Below are 16,510 nucleotides of genomic sequence, written 5' to 3'. Positions count from 1 at the left end.
TAAAGCTCCCTTGAGGGAGCTTATGAGCCGCAGATATGCGGCATATCATTTACCATACACAGCTCCTTTAATACCCGTGCCAGTTCCTAATGAAAACAGTTCACCACGTCATGCAACACTACCTCCTCTGCAATCATCCTTGCCTGAGTTCGTAGCCGATACATTTCCACAAAAGAATTCGACTGCTTTGGTTTATGTTTATGTAACCACTCATTTTCAATATCTTCCAGCAATTCATAAGCTACTTCATTTACCTCGGTTGCTTTGTCATGTAATTCTCCAAATCGTACCAGGCTTCTATATCGCTGCAGATATTCCTTCTGTATGTAATCCATCCACATACGACCATATTTACCAACATCTTTACTGTTCTTCTCTCCACCTAATATAATCAACGGATAAAATATGCCGTCTTTTTCTATGTATTTCACACCTAATTTTTCAAATAATGTTTCTTCGCTCATAGCAGTCACTTCCTTTATACAAAAATATCTGTTATTCCTCATTTGGTACTGTAAGCTGTTTCATATCTGCCAATGTTCCCGACTGTTCCTTGAAACCTTCCAATATTTCCAGCATGGAACGGATGGGAGTAAGTAACTCCCCATCCATATCCGATTCCTTTTCTATCCTCTCAAGCTCATGCTCAATTCTTTGTAAGTTCTGCCGGAATTGTACCAACATCAACGGGTTACCTGTAGCAACCACTTTTTGATGAAGAACACTCTGGATTATATAATCCTGCTTGGTACGAAATCCGCTGAGCTTCACTCTGTTATTCAACTCATCGTTTTCCTCTGGTGACATGCGGAATGCTATTGTCACATTCCGCCACCTGTTTTTATCGTCTCTATTCTTTTCTGACATTGACTAACGCCTCCCTTTCTGTTTCCAGTTGTGCTGCCATATCCGTCTGCACCGTTGGAAATAAATGTGCATAATGATATGTGATATCTACCGCCTCATGTCCGACTCTTTCACCTATTGCCAATGCTGAAAATCCTAAATTGATTAGCAATGAAATGTGCGAGTGTCGTAATCCATGAATTCGTATTCTCTTCACTCCTGCAAGCTTTGCACCTCTGTCCATCTCATGATGCAGATAACTTTTTGAAATAGTGAAAATTCTGTCATCATCCCTTATTCCATAAAGACTGCTTATAAAATTCTCCATCTCGACAGCAAGAAAATCCGGCATGACAATTGTTCTGTTACTCTTTGGTGTTTTCGGGTCTGTAATCACATCTTTGCCTTCCAGCCTCTGATATGACTTATTTATTCGGAGTGTCTTCTTTTCAAAATTGAAATCTGCCGGCGTCAGAGCAAGCAGTTCACCTTCACGAATACCTGTCCAATAAAGCATTTCAAATGCATAATAGGAAATAGGCTTATCTACCACGCACTCTAAAAATGCCTGAAATTCATCCTGCGTCCAAAACTCCATTTCCTTATTTTCTTCCTTTCCCATAGTCCCGGCTTTTCGTGCCACATTATCTTTCAGACCATACATATTTACTGCATGATTTAATATGGCACTGAGCTGATTATGGATGGTTTTCAGATAAGTAGGGGAGAATAACTCCCCATTATCCTTCTTCAGCATCATAATCTCATTTTGCCACTGGATGACATCTGGAGTCCTAATATCATCCAGTTTTCGTTTCCCGAAATAAGGCAGAATCTTTGTCTCAATAATGTGCTTCTTTGTCAGAAAAGTATTGCGCTTTATTCTTGGTCCTAAATCCGTCAGATAAATATCCACAAAACTTTTGAAGCTCATACTGATACTCTGGTTCTCTTTCAGTTTGAAATTCCGCTCCCATTCAAGGGCTTCGCTCTTCTTGGCAAAGCCCCTCTTGGTTTTCTGTTTCCTTGCTCCGGTCAAATCCTTATAATAGGTTCTCACCTCCCACATTCCAGTCTTATTATTCTTGATAACCGCCATCTATCCCACCTCCTTATCCGTAGATAGCCCGTAGATTCGTTTCATAAAATACTGCGTGCTGACACGCCCTTTTATTGTCACAAATCCTTCAGACTCAAGTTCTGCATTCAGTCGCCGTATCAGCTTATACGCATAGGATAGTGATACATCCAGCATTTCCATGACATCCTGCGCTGTTAAAAATCGTTTGTTCTCCATAAGCAAATGCCTCCTCTCTTTCGTTTATTATTCAGTTCATTTCTGAACGGTTTTGATGTGTTTTATATTAACAGTTCATTTTTTGCACTGTCAATACTTTTTAGCAAAAAACATTTCACTTTTGTACTGTTGATGTTATAATCTATGTATATGTATGATTTGTACCTCGTGTTTTCATGCATGCTACAACACTCATTACACTTACAAGGAGCTGTTAAAAATGGGCGAAAAATTCACCAGCCGGGTAGGCTTTTTAATTAGAAATTTCAGAATTGCGGCAGAAATGACGCAAAAGGAATTGGCAGATAAATGCGGACTAAACGAATCCACAATCCGAAACTATGAGCTTGGAAACCGATATCCGGACGAAGCGACTTTGCTCAATATTGCCAACAATCTAGGTGTCAGTTTTTATGCATTATCAGATCCGGATGTTGCCAATATCTTCAGTGCACTCCATGTTCTGTTTGACATCGAATGGGCATACGGACTACGCCCTACAATGAAAGACGGAGAAATATGCTTCAAATTTGAAAAACGGCTTCCAAGTGCCGGTCCCCGCCCGCAGGAAGACCTCGATAACTTCAAGAAGATGGTTGAGCATTGGGCACGCCTACGAGATAAACTGGGGGATGGTGAAATAACCGAAACAGAATATTATTTCAAAGAGATAAAGTTTCCGATGAATCCGATAGATTCGGATAAGGAATATACTGTTTCGTTGAATCTTGACGATGACGACCAACTACTTGTTCAGAATATGAATGAGGATGAAAAAGCAGGAGAAATTGCTGAGTTGCTTAAAGACTTATTTCCGGATTTTTCGTATGTGAAAAGAAAAAGGAAACCGAAGAAGGAGTAGATATTTATATCTACTTCAAAATACTAAAAAAGGAGATAAATATGCGACGGATAATCATAAAAAATACCAAAAATATTAAACAATTAACTTTTGACATTCCAAATGATAATGGTGTTTACTTGCTAGTTGGTGCTAATGGTGCTGGAAAAACCACGTTACTCACTTGTCTTGACAGAATATGTAATCCATATGCTTTTGCTACAAACTTCACATCTGCTAATAATACAAATAATATTGACCAATATTCTGCTTCTTCAATTGAATACATAACTGAACATGCACACATTAAATTTCGGAAAGGCACCCGACGTTGGGCATGTACTCCTCGCACCAATAGTTCTCCATTATTAAAAAGAGAATTTGGATTCGAAAATACAATCTTTATTAAAGCTGATTCAAAAAGAATTGATGTACCTCAAGAAGAAATTAGAAGTGGAAACCTAGTTGATGTAGAAAGTACAATTATTGAATCACTTAACAAAATATTTGAAACCACAAAATACAACAATCTTAAACGTTTAAGAAACGTCAATGGTCGTGGAAGAAATTCAACCTACTTTTATATATTAAAAGATGGAAGGAAATATTACTCAGAAAAACGTTTCAGTACTGGTGAACTCGCAATAATAAGATTAGTAGAACGTTTACATACAACTGCGTCCAACTCTCTCTTTCTGTTAGACGAAGCCGAAATGGCTTTACATCCCCGAATTCAAAAGAATCTTTTGGATTATTTAAATGAAAAAGCTACTGAGAAAGGACTAATGATTATCATCTCGACACATTCTATCACTATGATAAAATCAACACATAGAAATAAGATTATGTTGATGGAAAATGATGCCTCAGAAAATACTGTTATTTCTACACCTTGCTATCCAGCAAAGGCAATCGGTTACGTAGATTTTGAATCAAATATTATTTTTGATACCATTTTCTTTGTCGAAGATGATATGGCTAGGCTTGTTTTAAAAGCAATGATAGCTAAGTATGCCAATATTAATACCCTCATTAAATCCATGATGTATTGCATTATTCCGGTTGGTGGATATGAGCAAACAGCCCTATTAGCAAAAAATACTAGACACCAACTTTTTGAACGCTCAAAGGTATATGCACTTTTAGATGATGATGTATTTACAGAGGCAATACATAACAATCAAAAATTTGCTCAACTATATGAGCAAAACCGTGATCTCATCTTTTCATTAAAATGTACGCCAGAATCTTGGCTAATTGAACACTTGGAAAATCGAGATGCTAATCTTACTTCTTGCATCCGTAATAATTACCACTGTGAAATCAATACTATTTTAACAGACAACAGATATACTGCATGCAATGCTCAAAGTCCACGAAAACTATGCAAGCAAAAAATGGATGTAGTTCTAAAAATATTAGAGGAAAGATGTGGGGATTCTCAAGAATCCATCCTCAACTCTTTTGTCGATTTATTAATAGAGCAAGAAATGGATAACGGAACAATTCAAAGTGTATTAGCGCCATTATTAAGATACTAACTTAAATTAATTATCCAGCCAACATTTCCAAAATTATTGTCATTTGATTGTCACTGGGCAAAAAACGAGCCAAGAAACGCCGTAAAATCGGCATTTCTTGGCTCATGTACATTATTCAAACTCTACAAAGACTAACGCTTTTTGTTTAGGAATTATTCTCTGTAATGTTTCTCGTTCTTTTGATTATTTGATATATCCATATTATCCTGCCTATACGAGCTAATGTTATCATTTTGTTATCGGCATTGATAACACCTACTCGATAACTGTGGATAATAACTATATGTAGCATGTCAAATTATAAGCTATTTTGCTTAGAGATTCAACACAAAACTGAAATTTTACTTTTCCTTATATTCATCTGGTATTGCTATTTGAAATGTTTCACACAACAGCATCACATCATGCACATCATTTTTATCGTGTTCATATCCCAAATGAAGCATTACCTGACTCAATGGTTCAATACAAGAAACAGTTATATCTCCAACTTTTCCAATACCGGAAAAAGTTTTTGATGGAAATATATCTCCCTCATAAACAATTCCGTCATCTGTAAATTCAAAACAATGTAAATCAATGATTCTTTGTTTATCATCTTTCCAGACAGTATGACCATCCGTTGTATAATCAGTATTTACTTCCTCAAATCCATGCTGCTTAATCACATAAATATAATCATGATAATGTTTCAGTTCAACAAACAAATCAATATCATTGTGTATTCTTGATTCTCTTTTAAGAAGTGCATCAACACCCCATCCGCCATCTAAATATACTTTAATTTCGTTTTGCAAAGCATATTTTATAATTTCACATGCATCTTCTGTACGTACCATAATCTATCCTCCAAATTCAAATCTTTGTATGCTTTCCAACTCACTAAAAGCCTGAAATTTGTCAGTCTTTCATCCTTTTTGTTATCAATCACCAATTAGCTGTAATCCATTAGGATTTAGCTGATATATTTTATCGCACACCTCTTCAATATACTTTCTATCGTGAGAAATGCTAATGACAGCCCCCGGAAATTCTCGGAGCATTTTTCTTATTACCGGACCGGACAATGGTGAAAAATTTCTTGTCGGTTCATCCAGAATAAGAACATTTGCACCACTTAAGCTCATCCTCAAGAGAAGCACTTTCGCCTTTTGTCCGCCTGATAACTCCCGAATCGGATGCTCCATTTCATCTGGTGTGTATTTAAGTGAACCAAGGTATGTTCTAATTCTTGTACGCTCTTCTTTATCTCCTGTTTTATCAAGGTAATCAACCGGTGTAACATCCAAATCCAGCAGGTCTTCATAAGTTTGAGGCATATATTCTGCTTTAATGTCATTCCGATTTAGGAGTTCTTCCGCTATCTTTTTTAGAAGAGTCGTTTTTCCTGCCCCGTTGGCTCCTATCATACAGATTTTTTCTGAACCTTTTATTTTTAAATGAATTCCTTCTGCTAAAATTCTTTTGCCATCCGGAGTCACAAGCTTTGAAAGTTCATATTCTATGACCGTTTTTCCTGCGGGAATGTGTGAGTTTTCATCCCCTAATTTGACAAAGATTGCTTCTTCCTGTTCCGGCATCTGAGTCATATTTTCATCTTCTTTTTCAAATCTTCGTTCCATTGCCTTAACCGTATGCATTTTGTCCTTTAAGTTTTTGGCAACAGACGGTGCTTGTCTGGTACAACTTCTTAATGCACCTTGTACACTCTGCATAACTCTTTGATATTTTTCATCGCGAATCTTTTTCTCCCTACGGTCACTCAGTGCCCGCTGTTTTTGGATTTCAAATTTATGAAGCCGTTCTTCCACATAGCGTCTATAGGGAAGCTTTGCCACGGTATATCTCGCCTTTGTTTTTCGTATAATCTGCTCGATATGTATCACCATGTTGGCAGTACGCTCTATCAGCGTTTCATCGTGTGAAATAAAAAGCACAATGTGCTTCCAGTCATTTATGATTTTTTCCAGTAATGTAAGCGTCGCAATGTCGATGTCATTGGAAGGTTCGTCCAACAACAGCACAGAAACATCGCGAATGAAAAGCCTCATAAGTTGTGTCTTGACTTTTTCGCCTCCTGAAAGACTACCCATTGTCTGGTTACTGTAGAAAAAATCATTTTTCATTCCAAATTTTCCCGCAATAACAGACAATTCTTTAGGCGTTTTCTCCCAGAATATTTCCTCTTCAGAAAAATATTCGTATATTGTTTTTTCCTTATCTTCATCGAGCATCTCCTGCGGAAGATAACCAAGACGTTCGTGTCCCATTATCCTTTCCCCATCTGCTTCTATATAGTTTTCTACAAGCGACGGATTGTATATCCACTTCATTAATGTCGATTTCCCATTTCCCTCTTCTCCAATAATAACTGCCTTATCTCCATCATTTAGCACAAGGTTGAAATCATTAAGAATTATTCTCAGGTCTTTTTTATGTGTTAAATTTAATTTTTTTATCTGCAACATTAAAGTTTCTCCTTTTCGAAGTCTGAGCCAATTATTATTTTGAACACACAAAAACGAGTCTTTTTTGCATACGCAAAAATAGACTCGCTAAATAGCCCCTTATTTCTTTTCCAAAAGGAAAACAAAGGAAATGCCTCTTGCGATAATCCAACTTAAGCGTACACAAAACAAACCTATTCTCTACAGGCTCAATAACTATATGTGTCTTACTTAAATCAAATTATCTATTAATCATTTCCTCACCTTACACAAAATGTGCCTTTCTTTCTTCTAATGGCAATACTATCATACTGTATTTTTTGTGTCAATACATTTCACCTTATGGAAGTGCAAATTAAAATTTTCACTTCCTAATTATACATCCAACCATTACGAAATTCAATCTTTCACAACCTCTTTACAACCACAACCACAGCACTCCAGCAAACGCAGGAGCACCATACCGTAAAACGCTTATGTGTAAATCAACTCCGTTCCTACAACTTCCCTCACACAAGCCTGAATATTATTCATTCTTCCAATCCATTCGTAGGGATTATCTTTCTTTAATTGTTCCGTCACATCTTGTCTGTCGGCATATTCCTTTACCAGTCGAAGAAACATATCCTCTGCTTGCTTATCGACTTCTGCAAGATAACTATGCAGCTTTCCGCTTGTCAGCAGGTTCATATATAACACTTTATAGTGTTCCTTTAAATGCCTTGCATGTCGTTTCCCCCATAAACCAATCGGCTCTATTTCTTCTTCGGCTGGTACTGTGATGTTCGGCAATAAATAATCACCCACCTGTCTATAAGTTCCGCCCATTTCTTCAAAAATTGTCTTTGTCATTTTCCTTTTCCTCCTGTGATTTTTGTCTATCGTGATCGTGTATTATCACGCTTGCGACCTTTAACTGTTCTTGCCTGCTCCAACAAATCATCTATCTGTTTGCGACCAAAAACCTTACGGAGCAGGCTGTAATCTTTATTTTCTGCTTTTAGGATTTTGTTTTCTTCGGTCAATCTTTCATTGACTTTCTCCAAACGCTGATTGGTGCGGTATAACTGTGCATTCGCTGTATTCAGCCTATGATAGTTGTCCCACCCCTCAAAGCAGCGGGCAAGCACCGTTTTGACAAGTTGCTTCAATTTCCTTACAACCGGCTCTGCCATTTTGGTTTTATATGCCTTTGCAGTCATAAATTTCTCTGGTTCTGGCAACTGATATTTCGGTGCAGTATCAAGCTCTATTTCAAGATTTGACAGCTCGTCTTTTGCCTTATCATAGTTCAATACTCGTTCCGACAACACATCAAATTCAATCTGTTTCTGCTCGATTTTCGCACCTAATGCCGCCACTTCTTTTTCTCTTTCCTGCTTTTTATAATCCAAAACAGAAAGATGTTTTTCGTGTGTGCCTAAATGTTCCCACTCAATCCCATAACGTTCCATCACCGCCGCAAGCTGTTCTTTTTCGGACTGTATCCATTGCGACCACTCCGTATCGCCACGACTGCCGCCCTTAAAACCTTGCGTTGCAAGAGCCTGCTTTAGTGACACTCTTGTATCAAGTCCACGCTTGCTGCCTGTGGTAAAAGGTACAAAATCTATGTGCAGATGTGGTGTAGCTTCATCCATATGCAGATGAGCCGAGAACACCCGAAGCTGTGGATTTCGCTCCTGAAAACCCTGATAGTATTCATCTAAAATCTGCTTTGCCAGTTCTCCGTTTTCCGTATCGGCGTTCATATTTCCCTTACCGCCCACCTGTAAAATGATTTCGTGGAACGGTTTTTCCTGCTTGGAACTTCGGATTTTTTCATAATAATCTTTTATCTTTCGGTCTGACCTTATCTGCTTGGCATTGTATCTTTCCAATGCTTCATCAAACAATTCGTGATAAACTGTCTTTATATTTTCATTGCAGTAGTCGATATTGAGATGAGTACGAGTTCCGTCTACATTTTCTGCTCGGAACTTTCGGCTATTGTGATTGACCGAGCCTTTACCGACCATTGCACTTATCGTTCTCTGCATTTTTTCATCTCCCATCTGTAAATTTCAACATTCTCAGGTTTTGTTACTTTTGTCAAAAGTAACGCAAAAGCACTTTTGACGGGTACACCCATCAAAAATGCGACCTGTAAACAGGTTTTGCGTTCTCCGAAGGCTCTCCGAGGGGTGAGCGTGTGCCGGTGGCACACACGCCTGCGAACCGACCGAGCCAGCAGGCGAGACCAAAGAGCCGCCTTTGAAAAGGCACTCTCTGCACACTCCCCTAAACTTTATCCGGTGTCAAAGTGTGACGATGGTGACAATGTTTTTCACAGCGTGCTGCTCTCAAAAACATTGACACCTTTGACACCGTTTGTCACGCCGTCTGCTCGGTTTCTTTCCAAAGTGAAACCTTTCTTCCGTCGTGTGTGCGGCTGTTCTGATAACGGATACCGTAATCACGAAACAGCCTGCTTGCGTTGATACTGAGCCTTAAAGAAAGTACATTCGGCTTTATATCCACCGCAAGCCTTTCGCAAAGTTCCGAAGCAGTTCCTTCCCATCTGTCACTTTCCGAAAAGAGCGTATCCGCTATCTTCTCAAGCAGAGGTTCGGGCGGTTCTTTCCACATCTCCGTTTCCGATTTTGCAAAGTTCCACACCAATCGCTCGCTGTCCCTTACAAGATGGATTTTCATATCCTGCTGGTCTCTGCCAGCAACATCAAGTGTGGCATTGTTGGAAGTACGCTTGTCCTTACTGAGAACAAATGCACCGTCTGCCGCACCCATCAGACCATTCGTGCCTGAAATCATATCGAATATATCTTCCGATTTTTGTTTGCGTGTATGATGAACAATAAGCATTGAAACCTTGTAACTGTCTGCCAACGCTTTCAGCCTTGCCACAACATCATAATCACTTGCGTAGCTGTAATCTGCTCCGCCTGCTTCACGCACACGCTTTAAGGTGTCTATGATAATCAAGCCTGTGTCTGGGTGTTCCCTCATAAACCCTCTTATCTGTTCTTCCAGTCCGCCATTGACCGTTTTACATTCCGTTGCGAAATACAGATTGCCTGTCTCCTTTGCACCGAACATCTGAAACAATCGCTTCTGCAAACGTGGGTAATCATCTTCAAGGGCAAAATAAAGCACCGTTGCCTTACGCACCTTATACTCCCAAAGCGGTGTGCCTGTGCTGATATGATAGGCAAGCTGTGCCATCATAAAGCTCTTTCCCACTTTCGGGGAACCTACGAAAAGGTAAGTTCCCCTTTGGAGCAGACCGTCGATAAGTGGTGTCTGAACCTCAAACACCGTATCATACAGCGTTGTCATTGATACTGTTTTCAGATAGGAAGGGTCTAACTGTCTGAGTATTTCCCTTTGCATTTCTTCAAAAGATTGCTCGTACCCCTTGAAATCCGTATCCTGATTGACTATACTATTGTCAGTACATTTGGAAAGTGACTGTTCCGCATCTGTTGCCGCAGATACATTTGGAATAGTCATTTCTTTTTTATTCTCCATTCGCATCCTCTCCTTTCAAACCGCCGAGAATAATGGAAATCAGTTCTATTACACTCAGCAGTTCATCATCCACACCTTTTCCTGCTTCAATCCTTTTCAGTTCCGCAAGGACTGTGGCAAATTCCGTTTTCAACGCCTTATACACTCTCGGATTGCCCTGTACCACCACATCCTGATTTAAGCAACGGCGGTAACAATACTCCTGTTTTGGCAATCCTGATAGAGCTACAGCTCTGTTAATGAGTTCGTTTTCTTCGGGCGATACTCGAAACCCTACTGTGATATTCCTCCAACGATTTTTGTTATCTCTGTTCTTAGCTGACATTTTCAAAATCTCCTTTCCCTAAATCATCTAATTTTTCTGCCATCTCAATCTGCTTTGACGGAAAGAGGTGTGCGTACTGATAAGTAATATCAATACTTTCGTGACCAACTCGGTCAGCAATCGCCACCGCAGAAAAGCCCATATCAATCAAGAGTGAAATGTGGCTGTGACGGAGATCGTGAATGCGGATACGCTTCACGCCTGCCGCCTTTGCCCCTCTGTCCATCTCGTGATGAAGATAGCTTTTCGTCACCGTAAAGATACGGTCTTTCTTCTTCAATCCGTAAAGCATACCGAGATATTCTTTCATTTCCTCACACAGAAACTTCGGCATTTTAATCGTGCGGTTGCTCTTTTTCGTTTTCGGAGAAGTAATCACATCCTGCCCTTTCAAACGCTGATAGGATTTATTGATTGTGACTGTTTCCTTATCAAAGTTGAAATCTGCCGGAGTCAAAGCTAACAGCTCGCCCTCTCGGATACCGCACCAGTAAAGCATTTCAAACGCATAAAAGGAAACAGGCTTGTCCATCATCTCAAAAGAGAATTTCTTGTATTCTTCCTTTGTCCAGAACAGCATTTCCTTGTGTTCCTCACGTCCCATATTTCCCACCTTTGCCGCAGGATTGGAACGCAGTTCATAGTAGCGGACAGCGTGATTGAAAATGGCGGACAACTGATTGTGCAGCGTTTTCAGATACGTCTGTGAATAAGGCTTTTTCTTCTCATCACGATAGGCAAGCATTTCATTCTGCCAAGTAATAATCTCCTTTGTGGAAATCTCGCTGATTTTCAGTTTCCCGAAATACGGAAGTATCTTTGTGCGTATGATATGCTCTTTGGTAAGCCACGTGTTTTCCTTCAAACGGTTCTTCACATCATTGATATAAAGCTCCGTAAAGGCTTCAAAACTCATATCAAGGTCTGAAGAAGTCTGCAATTTGAACATTCTTTCCCATTCCTGTGCTTCTCGTTTGGTAGCAAAGCCACGCTTGCATTTCTGCTTGCGTTCCCCTTTCCAGTTCACATACCTTGCCATCACATACCAAGTACCGTTATCTTCATTCTTAAATACCGGCATTTACATTTCCCCCTTTCCTGCTCCGTAGAGCCTTTCGTAAAAATACTGGCGATTTACACGCCCTGCAATCGTAATAAAGCCCTTTGCTTTCAATTCCTCATTTAATTGTCTGATGAGTTTATATGCATAAGGTTTTGATACGTTTAGTTCCTGAGCCACATCTTCGGCTCGGATAAATCTGTTTTCCATATCCTTTTTCTTCCTTTCTTAAAATAATTTTTTGCTTGCCGCTTTCTCCGTGTTAAAGTTCCAACAGGCACTCCTGCTTGTCGGCAGGCGCTGTGCTGTCCCAATGCACCGCAGTACATCAGGCGCTCGCTCGTATAGGGGTTCCCGAAAAGTCGGAGACTTTTGGGGAAGAGGAGGAGCAGTGCAGCGAATGAGCTTTTGTGCTTGCACACAAGCGAACGATACGGAACTTGCTCCGACGAGGTCTTGGCGGTTTGGCTTTTCGGACGGTCATTCAGTTGTCGCATTAAGCATATTTGTTTAATTCGTAATTTATTTTACTAAACATATTTGCTATTGTCAAGTGGTTGCAAAGAAAATATTAAACATTTTTGTTTCGGTTTTTCTTGACTTCCACTAAACATTTCTGCTATACTTATTTCACTAAATATAAAAGGAGCGTATCATTATGGCTATCAGCGAAAGAATACATTTTTTCAGACTAATGCGTGGTATGACACAAAAGTATCTCGGTACAGCAATCGGTTTTCCAGAAAAGAGTGCTGATGTGCGTTTGGCACAGTACGAAACTGGTACACGCAAACCGAAAGCAGACCTTACAAATGCATTGGCACAGGTGCTTGATGTTTCTCCACAGGCTCTTGATGTTCCTGACATAGACAGCTATATCGGTCTTATGCACACTCTGTTTACCCTTGAAGATATTTACGGTCTTACTGTCAGTGAAGCAGACGGAGAGGTATGCTTAAAGGTCAACAAGGACAAAGGCAGAGAAGCATATGAACTCCTCAAAATGCTGTATGCTTGGAAAGAACAGGCAGACAAGCTATCTTCCGAAGAAATCAACAGAGAAGAATACGATAACTGGCGTTACCATTATCCAGAGTTCGACACCACACAGCGTTGGGCAAAAGTTCCATCACAGGAATTAAGTGACGCTCTCGTGGAAGCATTCAAAGACCACTTGAAAGATAAATAAGCACCTACAGGACCTGCCACTGGCAGCTCCCTACAGATGCTTTGGCAACGACAAAAAAGCCCTTAACTATGGTTATTAACCACAGCTAAGGGCTTAGTTTATAATATGGAATTTGTTCAGAGCCAAGCTCCGAACTTTAGTCTGCAAGCCACCTGTTAATTGTTCCGTTACCCATAAACCACTGGATAACAAGAATAATGGCACTTGCTATGACTGTTATCAATTTGTTATCAAAAGACTAATCGAAATCGCTGAAACCCGCATAAACACTGGCTTTTTTAAGCAACTCGATTTATTCAAACTCAATCGTTCCAGGTGGCTTACTCGTCAGATCATACATTACTCGATTAACACCCTTCACTTCATTAATAATTCTTGTCATTACTCTCTGCAATACTTCAAACGGAATATCCGCGCAGTCAGCAGTCATGAAATCACTGGTGCATACGGCACGAAGTGCAACTGCATAGTCGTAGGTACGTTCATCGCCCATAACACCAACAGAACGCATGTTGGTAAGAGCTGCAAAATACTGTCCAAGTCCTTTATCAAGACCTGCTTTTGCAATCTCCTCACGGTAGATATAGTCAGCATCCTGAACGATCTTAACCTTCTCAGCAGTTACTTCCCCAACGATACGGATTCCAAGACCCGGACCTGGGAATGGCTGACGGCTTACCAGATACTCTGGGATGCCAAGCTCACGACCCGCTTTACGAACCTCGTCCTTGAACAGGAGACGAAGCGGTTCAACGATTTCTTTGAAATCAACATAATCCGGAAGTCCGCCTACGTTGTGGTGACTCTTGATCGTTGCAGATTTTCCGAGACCGGATTCGATCACGTCAGGATAAATTGTTCCCTGTACTAAGAAGTCAACAGCACCGATCTTCTTTGCTTCCTCCTCAAATACACGGATAAATTCTTCACCGATGATCTTACGTTTTGCTTCCGGTTCAACAACTCCTGCGAGTTTCTGGTAGAAACGATCCTGCGCATTTACACGGATGAAATTCAGATCATATGGACCGTCCGGACCAAATACTGCCTCGACTTCATCACCCTCATTCTTACGAAGAAGTCCCTGATCGACAAATACACAAGTAAGCTGCTTGCCGACTGCCTTGGATAACAGAACGGCTGCAACCGATGAATCTACACCACCGGATAATGCACAGAGCACTTTTCCATTTCCAATCTTCTCACGCAGACTCTTGATCGTATCTTCAACGAAAGAATCCATCTTCCAGTCACCGGAGCATTTACATACATCCATGACAAATGCACGAAGCATCTTCATTCCCTCTTCTGTGTGCATAACCTCTGGATGGAACTGTGTTGCATATAAATTCTTCTCTGCATTTTCCATTGCCGCAAATGGACAGTTTGGAGTCGTTGCAGTTGATACAAATCCTTCCGGTGCTTCTGCGATATAGTCGGTATGACTCATCCAGCAGATCGTTGATTTATTTACATCTTTAAACAAAATGGAATTCTTATCCACTGTTACCTCAGTTCTGCCATATTCACTGACCGGAGCAGTTGCTACCTTGCCACCGAGTACATGTGCCATCAACTGTGAACCATAACAGATTCCAAGGATTGGAATACCCAGTTCAAAAATTTCCTTGCTGTAACTTGGTGAATCAGCCTTGTATACACTATTCGGTCCACCAGTGAAAATAATGCCTTTCGGGTTCATCTTCTTGATCTCGTCAATGCTCATAGTGTACGGATGTACTTCTGCATAAACATTACATTCTCTGACCCTTCGTGCAATAAGCTGATTGTACTGTCCACCAAAGTCCAGTACGATAATCAATTCCTTATTCATGAAAGTTTCTCCTTTATTTTTCTTAACCGTGCCACTCGCAAATACTTCGTATTTCCTCGTTGTCGGGCTTTCGCCCTATCAAAATAAACTCTAATGCTTTCGTCTGCAAGCAGCCGAATCATCAGAGTTTGTTTTGGCACGGCTCAATGCTTACGCATATTATACCATGTAATTACTCTATTTTCTACACCTAATCCTACTCTATTTTACGTTCCCGCGCAGGACTTCCAGCCCCTTCTGGTACTGTGTATCTTTCTCGCCCTGGAAATCATCGGAAACATAATCCTCCGGAAGTTCTACTTCGATATCCGGTGCTACACCCTTCTTGTGAATATCATTTCCATTTGGTGTGAAATATTTGGCAGTTGTAAGCTTTATTGCTGAGCCATCAGAAAGCGGAATAACCGACTGTACGATTCCCTTGCCATATGTGTTCTCGCCAACAATCGTTGCTACGCCATATTCTTTTAATGCCGCTGTCATGATCTCGGATGCGCTTGCACTTTCTCCGTTTACGAGCACTACCATCGGTAGATCTAGCTGCTCTTCATCCGTAGACTCATACGTTGATAAGACATTTCCATTCTTATCTTCCTGATATACGATTTTACCGGCAGGGAGCAGATAATCACACATATCAACAACCGTTGATAACATTCCGCCCGGATCGGAACGGAGATCGATCATCAGCGCTGTCATTCCCTGTGATTGCAGATCTTCTACTGCTTTTCTGAACAAAGCACCTGTATTCGCAACAAACTGTGTTACACGGACATAGCCGATCTTCTTATCTGTATCTGCCATATAATAAGAAACTGTACTGTTTTCCAGTTTTCTTCTTGTAAGGGTTACTGTATGGTACTTCCGTTCGCTTGGTCTGTAGATCTCAAGAGTGACATCCGTACCTTCTTCTCCACGGATCTTTGTAACCAGATAGTCCAAATCATCAGATTCCTGAATCTCATAATCATCGATCTTACAGATCAGATCGTCTGGCTTAATATCAGCTTCTGATGCCGGGGAATCTTCTGTAATGCTGACTGCGATTGCATATCCAGTATCTTCATCCTGTCTCACAACAACACCGATGCCCGCATATTCTCCGGAACTGTCTTCCTGCAATTTTGCAAATTCCTCTGGTGTATAATATTTTGCATATGGATCATCCAATGCCTCGATCAGCCCGGCATACAGACCATTCTGCATATCCTCATCCGATGTATCAAAATAATACGACTGATCAATGATTGTCTCCAGACTTGCAAGCTTCTCCAGTGTATCTTCATCCACAACAGAACCATTGTATTCCAGATCATCATGCCGTTTTCCGGCATCCGTATTCAAATCGCCGCTTTTTGTATTGTCCTTCGTAAAGGAGCATCCCATCATTCCCGCACATCCGGCTATAACTGCCACACCAAGAATCCATTTCTTAAAATTATGCTTCATTTTACCTTTTGCAATGCGCATCGCACATTCTGCATCCTTTCATATTCTTAGAAATAATCATTCATATTCATTTGTATCATGTTAGCCTTTTGAATATCTCCCGAAAATTTCCTTTTATAAACGACAACAGACAAATCCAGCTTTCACCCGATC

17 protein-coding genes are annotated in these 16,510 nt (G+C 40.4%); 3 read left to right on the top strand and 14 right to left on the bottom strand.

Features of this window, described 5'->3' with window-relative positions; all coding sequences use genetic code 11:
• Window positions 1–86: 86 nt before the first annotated feature.
• From DXB77_RS01355 to DXB77_RS01340, 4 genes are read right to left on the bottom strand one after another with little or no spacing between them, the layout of a single operon-like run.
• Window positions 87–464, bottom strand: coding sequence for a TnpV protein (locus DXB77_RS01355; RefSeq protein WP_118662495.1), 378 nt, complete (start codon window positions 462–464; stop codon window positions 87–89).
• A gap of 31 nt (window positions 465–495) precedes the next feature.
• On the bottom strand, window positions 496–867 hold the full coding sequence (locus DXB77_RS01350; protein ID WP_118662494.1) for a hypothetical protein: 372 nt from the start codon (window positions 865–867) through the stop codon (window positions 496–498).
• Entirely contained in the window at window positions 851–1,945 is a 1,095-nt protein-coding gene (locus tag DXB77_RS01345; protein WP_118662493.1) for a site-specific integrase, read from the bottom strand. Before DXB77_RS01345 ends, DXB77_RS01350 begins: the two co-directional genes overlap by 17 nt.
• Window positions 1,946–2,143 carry a DNA-binding protein gene (locus DXB77_RS01340; protein WP_118202656.1) on the bottom strand — a complete coding sequence of 66 codons (198 nt, stop codon included), beginning with the start codon at window positions 2,141–2,143 and terminating at the stop codon, window positions 1,946–1,948. It lies immediately after the preceding gene.
• 220 nt (window positions 2,144–2,363) lie between these two features.
• Here DXB77_RS01340 and DXB77_RS01335 point away from each other — a divergent pair, with 220 nt between their 5' ends.
• Together DXB77_RS01335 and DXB77_RS01330 are read left to right on the top strand one after the other, a co-directional pair.
• Entirely contained in the window at window positions 2,364–3,005 is a 642-nt protein-coding gene (locus DXB77_RS01335; RefSeq protein ID WP_118662492.1) for a helix-turn-helix transcriptional regulator, read from the top strand.
• Between the two features lie 41 nt (window positions 3,006–3,046).
• The gene (locus DXB77_RS01330; protein ID WP_118662491.1) at window positions 3,047–4,525 is read left to right on the top strand and encodes an AAA family ATPase; all 1,479 of its coding nucleotides are present in this window, start codon (window positions 3,047–3,049) and stop codon (window positions 4,523–4,525) included.
• 341 nt (window positions 4,526–4,866) lie between these two features.
• On the opposite strand, the gene DXB77_RS01325 is transcribed toward DXB77_RS01330, so the two are convergent.
• From DXB77_RS01325 to DXB77_RS01290, 8 genes are all read right to left on the bottom strand, one after another.
• A complete protein-coding gene (locus tag DXB77_RS01325; protein WP_009247521.1) occupies window positions 4,867–5,364 on the bottom strand; it encodes an aminoglycoside nucleotidyltransferase in 498 nt (165 codons plus the stop codon).
• 84 nt (window positions 5,365–5,448) lie between these two features.
• Complete coding sequence (locus tag DXB77_RS01320) at window positions 5,449–6,993, bottom strand: ATP-binding cassette domain-containing protein (RefSeq protein ID WP_009247522.1); 1,545 nt, start codon at window positions 6,991–6,993, stop codon at window positions 5,449–5,451.
• Between the two features lie 453 nt (window positions 6,994–7,446).
• Window positions 7,447–7,824 carry a TnpV protein gene (locus tag DXB77_RS01315; RefSeq protein ID WP_009247523.1) on the bottom strand — a complete coding sequence of 126 codons (378 nt, stop codon included), beginning with the start codon at window positions 7,822–7,824 and terminating at the stop codon, window positions 7,447–7,449.
• Window positions 7,825–7,850: 26 nt separating this feature from the next.
• Window positions 7,851–9,011: a plasmid recombination protein gene (locus DXB77_RS01310; RefSeq protein WP_009247524.1), complete on the bottom strand. Its 1,161-nt coding sequence runs from the start codon at window positions 9,009–9,011 to the stop codon at window positions 7,851–7,853.
• A gap of 334 nt (window positions 9,012–9,345) precedes the next feature.
• Window positions 9,346–10,500 carry an AAA family ATPase gene (locus tag DXB77_RS01305; protein ID WP_009247525.1) on the bottom strand — a complete coding sequence of 385 codons (1,155 nt, stop codon included), beginning with the start codon at window positions 10,498–10,500 and terminating at the stop codon, window positions 9,346–9,348.
• Window positions 10,490–10,825 carry a hypothetical protein gene (locus DXB77_RS01300; protein WP_009247526.1) on the bottom strand — a complete coding sequence of 112 codons (336 nt, stop codon included), beginning with the start codon at window positions 10,823–10,825 and terminating at the stop codon, window positions 10,490–10,492. The genes DXB77_RS01305 and DXB77_RS01300 overlap by 11 nt, the downstream gene beginning before the upstream one ends.
• On the bottom strand, window positions 10,815–11,906 hold the full coding sequence (locus DXB77_RS01295) for a site-specific integrase (protein WP_009247527.1): 1,092 nt from the start codon (window positions 11,904–11,906) through the stop codon (window positions 10,815–10,817). The genes DXB77_RS01300 and DXB77_RS01295 overlap by 11 nt, the downstream gene beginning before the upstream one ends.
• Window positions 11,907–12,095, bottom strand: a complete 189-nt coding sequence (locus DXB77_RS01290; protein ID WP_009247528.1) for a transcriptional regulator — start codon at window positions 12,093–12,095, stop codon at window positions 11,907–11,909.
• A 448-nt stretch (window positions 12,096–12,543) separates the two neighbouring features.
• On the opposite strand from DXB77_RS01290, the gene DXB77_RS01285 reads away from it, so the two are divergent.
• On the top strand, window positions 12,544–13,074 hold the full coding sequence (locus DXB77_RS01285) for a helix-turn-helix transcriptional regulator (protein WP_009247529.1): 531 nt from the start codon (window positions 12,544–12,546) through the stop codon (window positions 13,072–13,074).
• A gap of 292 nt (window positions 13,075–13,366) precedes the next feature.
• Here DXB77_RS01285 and guaA read toward each other — a convergent pair whose 3' ends face one another.
• Window positions 13,367–14,908 carry a glutamine-hydrolyzing GMP synthase gene (guaA, locus tag DXB77_RS01280; protein ID WP_044944527.1) on the bottom strand — a complete coding sequence of 514 codons (1,542 nt, stop codon included), beginning with the start codon at window positions 14,906–14,908 and terminating at the stop codon, window positions 13,367–13,369.
• 201 nt (window positions 14,909–15,109) lie between these two features.
• Complete coding sequence (locus DXB77_RS01275) at window positions 15,110–16,378, bottom strand: S41 family peptidase (protein WP_243100122.1); 1,269 nt, start codon at window positions 16,376–16,378, stop codon at window positions 15,110–15,112.
• Window positions 16,379–16,510 lie beyond the last annotated feature (132 nt).

The organism is Clostridium sp. OM05-9 (genome assembly GCF_003481465.1).
Classification (GTDB): Bacteria; Bacillota; Clostridia; order Lachnospirales; family Lachnospiraceae; genus Coprococcus; species Coprococcus ammoniilyticus.
This window is presented reverse-complemented; position numbering and strand designations above follow the sequence as displayed.

Coding starts and splice junctions, on each gene's coding strand:
- DXB77_RS01355 (WP_118662495.1), bottom strand. CDS start 464: ATGAGCGAAGAAACATTATTTGAAAAATTAGGTGTGAAATACATAGAA.
- DXB77_RS01350 (WP_118662494.1), bottom strand. CDS start 867: ATGTCAGAAAAGAATAGAGACGATAAAAACAGGTGGCGGAATGTGACA.
- DXB77_RS01345 (WP_118662493.1), bottom strand. CDS start 1,945: ATGGCGGTTATCAAGAATAATAAGACTGGAATGTGGGAGGTGAGAACC.
- DXB77_RS01340 (WP_118202656.1), bottom strand. CDS start 2,143: ATGGAGAACAAACGATTTTTAACAGCGCAGGATGTCATGGAAATGCTG.
- DXB77_RS01335 (WP_118662492.1), top strand. CDS start 2,364: ATGGGCGAAAAATTCACCAGCCGGGTAGGCTTTTTAATTAGAAATTTC.
- DXB77_RS01330 (WP_118662491.1), top strand. CDS start 3,047: ATGCGACGGATAATCATAAAAAATACCAAAAATATTAAACAATTAACT.
- DXB77_RS01325 (WP_009247521.1), bottom strand. CDS start 5,364: ATGGTACGTACAGAAGATGCATGTGAAATTATAAAATATGCTTTGCAA.
- DXB77_RS01320 (WP_009247522.1), bottom strand. CDS start 6,993: ATGTTGCAGATAAAAAAATTAAATTTAACACATAAAAAAGACCTGAGA.
- DXB77_RS01315 (WP_009247523.1), bottom strand. CDS start 7,824: ATGACAAAGACAATTTTTGAAGAAATGGGCGGAACTTATAGACAGGTG.
- DXB77_RS01310 (WP_009247524.1), bottom strand. CDS start 9,011: ATGCAGAGAACGATAAGTGCAATGGTCGGTAAAGGCTCGGTCAATCAC.
- DXB77_RS01305 (WP_009247525.1), bottom strand. CDS start 10,500: ATGGAGAATAAAAAAGAAATGACTATTCCAAATGTATCTGCGGCAACA.
- DXB77_RS01300 (WP_009247526.1), bottom strand. CDS start 10,825: ATGTCAGCTAAGAACAGAGATAACAAAAATCGTTGGAGGAATATCACA.
- DXB77_RS01295 (WP_009247527.1), bottom strand. CDS start 11,906: ATGCCGGTATTTAAGAATGAAGATAACGGTACTTGGTATGTGATGGCA.
- DXB77_RS01290 (WP_009247528.1), bottom strand. CDS start 12,095: ATGGAAAACAGATTTATCCGAGCCGAAGATGTGGCTCAGGAACTAAAC.
- DXB77_RS01285 (WP_009247529.1), top strand. CDS start 12,544: ATGGCTATCAGCGAAAGAATACATTTTTTCAGACTAATGCGTGGTATG.
- guaA (WP_044944527.1), bottom strand. CDS start 14,908: ATGAATAAGGAATTGATTATCGTACTGGACTTTGGTGGACAGTACAAT.
- DXB77_RS01275 (WP_243100122.1), bottom strand. CDS start 16,378: ATGCGCATTGCAAAAGGTAAAATGAAGCATAATTTTAAGAAATGGATT.